This window comes from Phenylobacterium sp., assembly GCF_037138395.1.
GTDB lineage: Bacteria > Pseudomonadota > Alphaproteobacteria > Caulobacterales > Caulobacteraceae > Phenylobacterium.
Genome location: NZ_JBAXIM010000005.1, coordinates 21,245 through 32,015 on the forward strand (window position 1 = coordinate 21,245; position 10,771 = coordinate 32,015).

The 10,771-nt window shown below is 64.8% G+C and carries 9 protein-coding genes; 2 read left to right on the top strand and 7 right to left on the bottom strand.

Going from position 1 to position 10,771, the window contains the following annotated elements; all coding sequences use genetic code 11:
• Positions 1–63 precede the first annotated feature (63 nt).
• The 3 genes from WCJ52_RS00770 to WCJ52_RS00780 form a co-directional block, all read right to left on the bottom strand.
• Positions 64–732, bottom strand: coding sequence for a chromosomal replication initiator DnaA (locus tag WCJ52_RS00770; RefSeq protein WP_336901377.1), 669 nt, complete (start codon positions 730–732; stop codon positions 64–66).
• 107 nt (positions 733–839) lie between these two features.
• Positions 840–1,592 (bottom strand): arginyltransferase, encoded by a 753-nt coding sequence (locus WCJ52_RS00775; protein ID WP_336901378.1) that lies wholly within the window; start codon positions 1,590–1,592, stop codon positions 840–842.
• A gap of 58 nt (positions 1,593–1,650) precedes the next feature.
• On the bottom strand, positions 1,651–2,532 hold the full coding sequence (locus WCJ52_RS00780; protein ID WP_336901379.1) for a flagellar motor protein MotB: 882 nt from the start codon (positions 2,530–2,532) through the stop codon (positions 1,651–1,653).
• A 77-nt stretch (positions 2,533–2,609) separates the two neighbouring features.
• On the opposite strand from WCJ52_RS00780, the gene WCJ52_RS00785 reads away from it, so the two are divergent.
• The gene (locus WCJ52_RS00785; protein WP_336901380.1) at positions 2,610–3,470 is read left to right on the top strand and encodes an NAD(P)-dependent oxidoreductase; all 861 of its coding nucleotides are present in this window, start codon (positions 2,610–2,612) and stop codon (positions 3,468–3,470) included.
• Positions 3,467–3,982: a GNAT family N-acetyltransferase gene (locus WCJ52_RS00790; protein WP_336901381.1), complete on the top strand. Its 516-nt coding sequence runs from the start codon at positions 3,467–3,469 to the stop codon at positions 3,980–3,982. The genes WCJ52_RS00785 and WCJ52_RS00790 overlap by 4 nt, the downstream gene beginning before the upstream one ends.
• 4 nt (positions 3,983–3,986) lie before the next feature.
• Here WCJ52_RS00790 and WCJ52_RS00795 read toward each other — a convergent pair whose 3' ends face one another.
• The 4 genes from WCJ52_RS00795 to WCJ52_RS00810 form a co-directional block, all read right to left on the bottom strand.
• Positions 3,987–4,949: a GIY-YIG nuclease family protein gene (locus tag WCJ52_RS00795; RefSeq protein ID WP_336901382.1), complete on the bottom strand. Its 963-nt coding sequence runs from the start codon at positions 4,947–4,949 to the stop codon at positions 3,987–3,989.
• Positions 4,950–4,961: 12 nt separating this feature from the next.
• A complete protein-coding gene (locus tag WCJ52_RS00800) occupies positions 4,962–6,158 on the bottom strand; it encodes a GIY-YIG nuclease family protein (protein ID WP_336901383.1) in 1,197 nt (398 codons plus the stop codon).
• Positions 6,151–8,220, bottom strand: coding sequence for a DEAD/DEAH box helicase family protein (locus WCJ52_RS00805; RefSeq protein ID WP_336901384.1), 2,070 nt, complete (start codon positions 8,218–8,220; stop codon positions 6,151–6,153). The genes WCJ52_RS00800 and WCJ52_RS00805 overlap by 8 nt, the downstream gene beginning before the upstream one ends.
• Positions 8,217–10,771, bottom strand: a 2,555-nt coding sequence (locus tag WCJ52_RS00810; RefSeq protein WP_336901385.1) for a DNA methyltransferase, incomplete at its 5' end; no start/stop codon positions are given. The genes WCJ52_RS00810 and WCJ52_RS00805, both read right to left, overlap by 4 nt.

Here is a 10,771-nt window from a genome sequence, read left to right on the forward strand (position 1 = left end):
CGGCTCATGGGGTGGAGCGGTATCACCCGCGACCTCATGGGCCAAGCCTGTGACAGGCCCAAGTCAGACGTCGAAAAGGTCAAGATTTGCCGTCGCGTCGCCAAGGATCTCCCGGGCCAGGGCGCGGGTGACGGGGCGATGGTCCCGCGCCGAGGCCTCGTGGAGTTGCTCCACCACGTCCCGGGCGGCGGCAACGGACCGGTCGATCCGCCGGACGAGGTAGGGCGCAAGGTCAGGCGAGGGCCGGATTCCCCGGGCGCGGAGGAAGGCCTCGAGCACCCCCTCCAGCACCGCGTCATCCAGGACCTCGATCTGCACCGCCTCCAGGGCGTTCAGCCGCGAGCGCAGGTCGGGCAGGCGCGTCGTCCAGGTGGCGGGGGCTGAGCGGGCGGTCATCAACAGGCCGCCGCTCACCGGGGCCAGGTTGATCAGGTGAAACAGGCCCTCGTCGCAGGCGCCCCGGTCCACATCCTCCAGAAGCACGGGGAGGGACCGGGCCGCAGCCGTGTCCGGCCTCAGCGGATCCAGGGCCAGGCCCCCGGACCGCGCCAGCCAGGCCTCCGCCAGCCGGCTCTTGCCGCAGCCTTCCGGCCCCACCAGGACCAGGCAGCCCGCTGACCAGTCCGGCCAGGCCCCCAGCCGGCGTCGGGCCTCGCGGTTACCCGCCGCCTCGACGAACCCGCCTCGGGCGTCGAACAACGGCTTCCACAGATCGAGCAGGGCCTGCGACATGGTCTCGGAGTTAGCCCACCCCGGCCCCCGGGTCGACGCCCGGCCGGGGCGCAGGCGGGGATGGCCGTGGCGACCCTGTGGACAGCCTGTGGACAGCCTGTGAGTGCCTAGCCTTCCCGGTCCCGGGCGCTCAGCAGGCGCCAGCCAGCGGGGCCCAGGGCCTCTATGGGCTGGAAGTTGACCTTGTAGTCCATCTTGGCCGAGCCCCGCACCCAATAGCCCAGATAGACATAGGCCATGCCCGTCCTGCGGGCCTGGGCCAGGTGATCGAGGATCATGAACCGCCCCAGGCTGCGGCGGGGCTGTTCGGGGTCATAGAAGGAATAGACCATCGACAGGCCGTCCGCGAGCAGGTCCACCAGGGTGCAGGCGACCAGTTCCCCCGGCCCCCCATCCTCCGACCGCCGGCGATACTCCACCAGGTGGCTGCGCACCGGGGTGTCCTCGATCATGGCGACGAAGTCGGGCCAGACCATGTCGGTCATGCCGCCGTCCGCATGCCGGGCCCGCAGATACCGGCGCAGCAGGTCGAACTGCTCGATCGTGGCCTCGGCCTCGACAAGCCCGCGCTCCAGGTCGGCATTGCGGTTCAGGGTCTTGCGGTCCGAGCGCCCGGCCACATGGTCCACCACCGGGATCCGTACCGAGACACAGGCCGAGCAGGTCTCGCAGGCCGGCCGGTAGGCGATGTTCTGCGAGCGCCGGAAGCCCCCCTCGGTCAGGCTGTCATTCACCGTCGCCCCGTCGGTCATGGGCAGGTGGGCAAAGATCTTCCGCTCCAGCCGCTGGGGCAGGTAGGGGCAGGGGGCGGGCGCCGTCAGGTAGAACCTAAGCTGGCGGGTGGGAAAATGCTGCGTCACGCCGCAGACTACACCCTGAACCCATGCCCCCGCGCAAGAGGGCCCGCGCTGTCAGGCCTCAGAACGCAGCTTCCGGAGGCAGGACCGGCGCCTCGCGCAACAGTACGATGGCGATCCGCCGGTTCCCCGGCAGGCTGGGGTCATCCAGGTAGAGGGGCTCAGAATTGGCCTTGCCCGAGATCTGATAGACCCGGTCCTTGGCCACCCCCGACGCCTCCAGGATCTTGCGAGAGCCATCGGCCCGGGCCGCCGACAGCCCCCAGTCGCTGTCCACCTCGCCGCCCTTCCAGTCCGCCGAGGTGTGCCCCGAGATCGAGATCCGGTTGGGCAGCTGGTTCAACGTCTTGGTAATCGCCCGCAGCAGCACCCGCGCCCGGTCGTTCGGCACCGCCGAGCCCTCGGCAAACAGCGAGCGCCCGTCCTGGTCCACCAGCTGGATGCGCAGCCCCTCGGGCGTCTTGTCGACGATGATGTTCTTGGACAGCTCGGCCAGCTCGGGCATGGCCTGCAGCGACTGCTTCAGCGACATGGCCGCGGAGTCGAACTCGGCCTCCTCGCGCTTCTGCCGGGCTTCCTGCAGGGCGTCCTTCACCGAGGCCGCCGTATTCGCCCCGTCCGGGGCATCGCGGGTGTCCGGCGCCATCTGCTGCATGACGGCGGTGGAGCCCGCCGACTTGGCGCCATTGTCGTCCAGGGCCGTCCCGCCCAAGATCCCCCCCGCGCCGGAATTCGAATCCGACACCGCCGCCGGGGCAAAGTATTCGGCAATGCCGCGCTTCTGCTCGGGGCTGGTGGTGTTGATCAGCCACATCAAGAGGAAAAAGGCCATCATGGCGGTCACGAAGTCCGCATAGGCCACCTTCCAGGCGCCGCCATGGTGGCCGCCGCCAACAACCTTCTTGACCTTCTTGATCAGAATAGGCCGATCGTCATTCGCCATGAGTCTGTCCGATGCGGGTGAACCCCCCGTCCCAGACCATGCTGAGGGTTAAGATGCGGTTTAGGATGGAGGTTCGCATGCGGGTTGCATTCATCGGTCTGGGCGTGATGGGCGCGCCCATGGCCGGGCACCTGGCCGCAGCGGGCCACACGGTCAGCGTCTACAACCGCAGCCCGGCCAAGGCCCGCCTCTGGGCGGAGCAGCACCCCGGCACCGCCGCCACCACCCCGGGCGAGGCCGCCCAAGGCGCCGAGCTCGTCGCCCTCTGCGTCGGCAACGATGCCGACGTGCGCGGCCTGGTCCCCCAGATCCTGCCCGCCCTGGCCCCCGGCGCCACAATCGTCGACCACACCACCACCTCGGCCGAGCTGGCCCGGGACATGGCCGCCCTGGCCAGCATCGCCGGCCACAGCTTCCTCGACGCCCCGGTCTCCGGCGGCCAGGCGGGGGCGCAGGCCGGCCGGCTCACCGTCATGTGCGGCGGCGACCCCGCCGCCTTCGCCCGGGCCGAGCCGGTCCTGGCGTCTTACGGCCGCGCCATCCGCCTCATGGGAGGCCCCGGCGCCGGCCAGCTGACCAAGATGGTCAACCAGATCGCCATCGCCGGCGTCGTCCAGGGCCTGGCCGAGGCCCTGCACTTCACCCGTCGCGCGGGGCTCGACCCGGCCGACGTCCTGGCCGCCATCTCCCAGGGCGCGGCCCAGTCCTGGCAGATGGACAACCGCTGGCCCACGATGGCGGAGGGCAGGTTCGACTTCGGCTTCGCCGTCGACTGGATGCGCAAGGACCTGGGCCTGGTGCTGGACGAGGCCGTGCGCAACGGCGCCCGCCTCGACCTCACCCGCCAGGTCGACGCCTGGTATGGCGAGGTGCAAGGCCTCGGCGGCGCCCGCTGGGACACCTCCAGCCTCGTCACCCGGCTGGAGCCCCCCCGTTGAGCGTCATCCTCCACACCCAGCGCCTGGTGCTGGACGAGCTGGAAACCGACCGCGACGCCGACTTCATCCTGGCCCTCCTGAACGAGCCCGGCTTCCTGGAGAACATCGGCGACCGGGGCGTGCGCGACCTGGCCGGCGCCCGCGCCTACATCGAAGAGGGCCCCCGCGCGTCCTACGCCGGCTATGGCTATGGCCTGTGGCGCGCCACAGAGCGGGCCGGCGGCCGCCCCGTGGGCCTGTGCGGCCTGGTGAAGCGCGACGGCCTGAAGGACCCAGACCTCGGCTACGCCTTCCTGGCCAGCGTGTGGGGCCGGGGCTACGCCTCCGAAGCCGCCCGCGCCAGCCTCGACCACGCCCGCCGCCACCTGCGCCTGGGCCGCATCGTCGCCATCACCACCCCGGGGAACACCGCCTCGCAGGCGGTGCTGAAGAAGATCGGGCTGAAGGCGGCGGGCGTGGTGCGGCTGCCGGGGAAGGATGAGGACAGCGCGTATTTTGTTTCGGAGGGGTAGGGGGTTAGCCCTCTTCGGCCTCTTCGGAGTCTGGGGCCGACGGCGCGATGCTCTGGGCTGCTTCCCAGTCTGCGAAGGTCTGGCCGCTGGGCAGCTTCCAGGCTGTACGTCCATTGACGCTCATGCCGCTTAGGGCGGCACCTGCTGCCGATGGCGACAAGAATGTGATGTCTGTAGCGATGCGCAGACCCTCAGCCTCAGGGAGCAAGGCTCCGCTTTTCAGGTTGTCTTCCCTCAGTTTCAGCACCCCCTTGGACAGTGAAGGGGCGACGACGTTTCGGGCAATCGACCCCGCCTTCAATGCCATTTTGCCGCTTCCCACCACAACAAGCTGGCCCGAGAAACCTTTGCCGCTGTAGCCGAAGATCGCAGGCGCAGCGCTGCTCCCTAGACCGGAAACCCCTTTGGCGGTCGCCGCCACGATCGGGCCGGTTACAACCTTGAACAGGTCACATCCGAGCACTCCGACCAGGACTTTTAGCTGGTCGATGAACTCGTCCATGATGACCTTGTCGGCAAAGGGAAGTTTGCCCACCTCACTGGCTTTCTGCGTGTTCTCGAGCTGCCAGGCGGGGTTGGCCTTCGCCTCAGAGATGAGACGCGCCTCGATGTAGCGGGCGTGGGATTTCGTCAAGTTCTCGTCCTTGGAGACGATGACGAAGGTGTTGGACCAAAAGCCCATCTTGAGTCCGAACTGGTCTTTACCGGTCGCGTGGTACTGCAACCGCCCTGCGACGCCCTCGGACTCTCCGATGTAGGCGACCCGCTGGTCGGGATTGTTCACGTCCTCGCCGGTCAGGATATAGACCCCCGGGCGTTCTAACTCCGGAAAGGCCGTACGCGCCGCCTTCAGCTGAAGCTTCCGGAACCCGATGGCTAGGATGGTGGACAGGGAAATCTGCGCGCTGCGCAGACCTTCTGGATCACCGTCGTTCAAGAAGATGTTGATGGCGCGAGGCTTGGACATGTCTGCTGGCCCTCAATCTGCTGGCTGCAGCAATGTTGCCGTCTGGCGGTCATACACATAGTCCGCGATGGAGCCGTTGCGGATGCGTTCGACCGCTTCTTCGATGACATGCAGCGGCACTAGGAACCACTCCCTCGGCTGGACGTTCCCGCCGAACCGGTCGGTCAGCGTCAGGTCAAGGCGCGCTGGGGCGAACACCCGGTGGAGGATGTTCTCCAGGCGCGTGCGGTTCAGATTGTAGAGCTGGTAGGTGGCGGCGATCTCCACGTCGGCAAGCAGGAAGGTTGGGTCTCGCGCCGAATTCGCGATGCGCGTTTCCACCGATCCGCCGGTAACCCCGATCTTGTGGATCAGTTCCCGGTGTTCAGCGATGTACGGGTGGTCGGACTTGCTCCGCAGGACATAGATGGTCCCACTCTCCAGATCTTCATCATCAGCCGCCTCGCCAAACAAGGGCCCGGCGGAAGGCTCGGTGATCCAGCGTCCCGCCTCGTCCTTGTATAGGGCTCGCTGCAATGACCGGAGGAGGAGGTTGCTCTCCGTCCCATTGCCGTAGATCACCCGGAGCCGGGCGTCGGTCTCGCCATTGGGCGCGCGGATCGTCTCGCCGACCTCGGCGACATGCGCGATCTGACCGCCCAGGATGAAAGCCTGCCCTGCCTTGATCTCCGCCTTCTGCAGACCGGTTTCGCGGCCAAAAGGGCGGCTCTTGCGGACCCCCGTCCTGAGGTCGCGCTCGATGTCGCTGAACACCTTTCGGAACCGGTCGAAATCCCGGCAGACCTCGCGTTCGGCAATCTCCTCCGCCGCTCGCTTATCCTCGGTCGAGCGCACATGGCGCAGGCGGGTGATGTCGTCTCTGTCGGCCATCCCGGACAACTCGTCTCTCAGACTGTCCAGGTCGGCCTCGTCGTAGGCGACGTCCTCTATCGTGGCCGACAGAAGCCCAAAGCGATCCATCGGCTCCAGTAGCGCCCGGCAGTCCTCAAGGGCGCGGATGCGGTCCAGGCGGACGGCGTACAGCCGCTCAAAGATGTCGCGCTCTTCCCCATGCCGCGGCGGTCGCCCATGCGTCTCGAAGAAGCGCTCAATATCCTCGAACCCGGCGATGATCCGCTCCTGCCGGGGCGTATAGGTCGAGGCCCTGCGCACCGGCTCGGCGAACTCGGCCAGTTCCTCCCGAAGGGCGTCGAGATCAGGGTCACTCATAGCGCCCGGCGTCCTTGAACCGCACGAAGGCGGTGGCACCCTCGGCGAGACGACGCTCCCAGGGATCGGCGGACGTGGCGGCGGGCAGGCGCCCGCGCTCCTTCTTGAACTTCACAGCCCTGGCCGCCAGGTCCCGCGCCTCGTCCGGTGCGATGGCGGTGCGCTTGGCCGTAATCGCCGCCTGGACCTGCTTGAGGGTGTTCTCGTTCATCGACCTCGCCAGAACCGAATAGGCCGACTCGAACGGATTGATGCTGTCGATCAGGTCGATGTCGAGTTCGCGGACGTCCATCGCCAGCTTCCGGACGCCATCGATCAGGGCAGTGTTCGCCCGGGGCTCGGAGCTGTCGTCTTCCACCCCCATGGCCAGGGCCTTGGCCTTCTGGGTCAGGTTCAGCGCTGCTACGGCGTGCTGGCGCACGGCCTCCTGATCCTGCGTGCTGAGTTCCGGGTATCGGTCTCGGACGATCTTTCCCAAGCGCACCTGGGTCAGGTCTTGAGGCACGGTTTCCTCGTCGAACAGGCCACGCTCCAGAGCCGTTCGGTCCTGGACAAAGGCGGTAATGACCTCGTTGAGGTCCTCGCGGCAAATCCGACCAGCCTCGGGGGTGGAGGGCTCCACCAGTCCCTTGATCTCGAAATGAAGTTCGCCGGTGGTCTCATGAACCCCGACATTTGTGCGGTCCTCCTGGTACCCGCCCGGGCCATAGTCGAAGTCGGGCAGGGGGCCAGCGTTCTTCGGGGTAAAGTTGAAACGCGGCGCGAGGACCTGCTCCATCAGCAGGCTGGCGGCGATGGCCTTCAGGGTGTCGTTGATCGCCTCGGCCACTGCGGCCTCGGAGGCATCCGGCTCGGCGATCAGGTTGGTGAAGGTCGCCACCGCCTTGCCCGGAGCATCCCGGGTCGCCCGCCCGATGATCTGGATGATCTCCGTCAGGCTGGACCGGTATCCGACGGTCAGGGCGTGCTCGCACCAGATCCAGTCAAAGCCCTCCTTGGCCATGCCCAGGGCGATGATCATGTCCACGTGATCCCGGTCATTCTTGTGCGCTGGGTTCTTCAGCGCCCCCAGCACCTTGGTACGCCTCGAAGGGTCGGTGTCATCCACCAGGTCGGCGATCTTCAGGACCTTCCCGCTGGCCAACCGCACGCGATGGAACCCGGTCTCGGGGTCGGCACCCTGCCAGTCCCCGAGAGAGTTCATGATGTCCTCGACCTCGCGGATCTTGTCCTTGGTGCTCTCCCGGGCATTGACCGAGGGGATGTGGACAATGGTCTTGCGCGCGGGGTCCAGGCAGTGCTCGATCGCCTCCAGGTACCGGCCCGTGTAAAAAAAGTAGCTGATATTCAGAGCCTTGAGGTGCTCGTATCCGTTGAGCTGCTCGAAATAGGTGAAGGTCACGGTCTCGAACCGAGCCTCGTCTTCGGGGCTCAGGACAGGAACCGCATCCCCCCGGAAATAGCTGCCCGTCATGGCGACGATATGCGTCCGGTCGCGGGCGATAAACTCGGCCAGCTGACTGCCCAACCGGTTGTTCGGGTTGGCAGAGACGTGATGGAATTCGTCCACCGCGATCAGCCGGTCGTCAAAAGCCGCCACCCCCAGGGCCTCGACAGCGAAGCGGAAGGTGGCGTGGGTGCAGACCAGAACCCGGTCTTCGCTACCCAGGAACTGCTCTACCGCGCGCACCTTGGAAGGGTCCACCCGCTCTTCATCCGGCCCGGGTGCATTGCAAAGGTTCCACTGCGGCTTGACGGTCCAGTCCGCCCAGAAACCGAATTGGGTCAGGGGCTCGTCCGCGAAACTGCCGCCGATGGACTTTTCCGGCACGACGATGATGGCCTGCCTGAGGCCCTGATTGTGCAACTTGTCTAGCGCAATGAACATCAGCGCCCGCGACTTGCCAGAGGCGGGCGGTGACTTGATCAGGAGGTATTGCTCGCCCCGCTTGTTGTAGGCCCGTGCCTGCATCGGGCGCATGCCCATCTCGTTCGCCCGTGACGAGGCACCGGTGCGGGCAGTGGTGAATGAGACGGCAGGGATGGGCTTTGCCGTAGTCATGCCGCTTTCCCCTTGCTGGTCATCTTTGTGTAGAGCTCGAACAGCCTTTCCAGCCGCTCAGTGTCGTTGCGGAAACGGCGGCCGATGTAGATGCGCTCCAGTGCCTCGTCATTGCGCTCATGGGCCTCTCGCAGGATGGCGGGCATGGCTTCGGGGTCGTAGAGGTCAGCGATGGTGGCCGGGAAATGCGCCTCACGGGCGAGTAGGATGTCCTCCGCGCAGCGAGTGAGATCGGCCTTGTTTTGCGCTGTGAGCTTAGGCAGCGGGAAGGTGTTCCAGCCGAGGGTGTTGGAATAGGAGAAGTCCGTTCGCATTCGGGCGCAGACGGTACTGATCCAGACCCAGTGCAGGCGTGAGGCGATGACGGCCATGTTCCAGAGGGGTGAGTCGTAAAGGGCGAAGTTTCGGTCTCCGATGATCGCTTTTGCATCCATCACACCAACCGGCAAAAAGGGTCGATTTTCGGAACTTACTCGCGGAGTGACGATGACCTGTGTTTTTGCCGCACGTGGGGTCTTGAACTGATGGGGACGCTCCGCCAAACTGCGAGCATAGGCATCTTTACTGGACAGACGCGCTTTTCGAACTCGTTCGACCTGCTGCTGGATAGGTGCACACGTCTCTAGGGCTGAAACGTCATTTTCGGAAACCCAGATACAATGACGAACCTCGCCATTGATGAACTCTTTGGAACCAAAAAATCGCTTGATAAACCGGTTCCGATCTTCGGGACCGAGATGCATTTCGTCCAGTTGCGCGGATGAAATTGTGAGGTGACCACCGTCATCGGCCTTATTGCCAAAATCCATTGGCGACACTTCAGTTAACGGAGTCATAGCCTTGGCAACGATGACGTTTGGCGCGTCAATTAAATAAGCATTAATGTTCTCGACCACCTTGACGGCAATGCTCCCATCACGAGCTTCCGAATAAAGTACCCTAGTTCTGCCGGCATGGTTCGATATTCCCACAATGCTAACGGTAACACCCGCGTTTTGACTAGCGAGATTGGACCATTTGAAACTCGGGAACGCAAAAGCAATCTCGTGGCCAGTCGCAAAAATCATCGGCCAAAGGAAAGAGACTTGTTGCCCCTGGCAAATGGAATTCGTAGCCACGAAAGCGGCAGACGAGTTTGTGTGGGTTCCGTAATCGGCGGCCTTCATGAACCAGCCTGCAACGTAATCGAGTGCTTTCCAGGTGCTGGTTCTGTTCCCGAAAATCAGCTCAAGGTCTGCCTTTTGCTCGCCATTCTGCCACGTAGAACCTAAATACGGTGGATTTCCGCAGATGTACGTTTCCCCGCCCTCGTTCTCGAAATCGATTTCGGCCTGATCAAGGGGCGTACTGAATAGGTCGTCCCCGCGCACCCTCACGCCAATACCAGTGGGACGGCAAAGGCTGATCCAATCCAGCCGCAGCGCATTACCGCACGTGATCCAGTTCTGGTTGTTGAGGGGGAGAAACTCGGCCAACGCCTCCTGCTGTCCACGATAGGTCACGTCACATTGGTACTCGGCGATGATCAGCGCCAACCGGGCGATCTCGGCAGGGAAGTCCCGCAACTCGATGCCGCGAAAATTGGTAAGCGGAATGTTGCTGCGCAGGTCTGCCTCGCCCCTCCGCTGATTAATCTCCGCCTCGATCGCCCGCATTTCCTTGTACGCGATCACCAGGAAATTGCCCGACCCGCAGGCCGGATCAAACACCCGGATGCGGGCCATCCGATTCCTGAGGTTGAGGAGCTTGCGGCCATTGTCTTCGGCCTCTTCCAGCTTCGCCCTCAGGTCATCCAGGAACAGCGGGTTCAGCACCTTCAGGATATTGGGCACGCTGGTGTAGTGCATGCCAAGGGCTCCGCGCTCCTCGTCGTCAGCGATGGCCTGGATCATCGAGCCGAAAATGTCGGGATTGATCTTGCGCCAGTCGAGGGCCCCGATCCGCAGGAGATAGGACCGGGTGATCCGGCTGAAGGCCGGGACCCCTCCCTCACCCCCGAAGAGTTGGCCGCCCACATGGGGGAAACGCGCCCAGCGGGGCAGGTTGGCGGCGTCGAAATCTTCGGGGCGGGTGTTCATGGCCCGGAAGATTTCGGTGATCACGTGCCGGGTGTTGTCCGGGTCGCCTGCCGTCATCTGTTCCACCGTGGAGGTAAACATTCCCTCCGAGGGGAAGATGTCGGTATCCTCGGCGAAGAAGCAGAAGATCAGCCTCGCCATGAAATGATTCATGTCGGGCTGCCGGGCGGCCGTGGCCCAGTCGGGGTTTTCTTTCAGGAGTTGGAGGTAGAGCTGGTTCAGCCGGCCTGTCGCCTTGGTGTCAAAGGGGTTCTCGCGAATTTCGCGGAGGGTGCTGAAGCCCGCCAAAGGTAGGAAGAGACCGAAGTGATCCGGAAAGCCCTCGAACTCGCAGGCCACGCCATCGCCACTGGCGAGCTCCTCGGCCCGGAAGAGATCGCCATCGGTCGCCAGGATGAACTTGGCCTTGGCCGATGCGGTCTTTGTGCTGTCGCGCAGGGCCTTCAGCGTGGCCTCGACCTCGCCGGGGGCGC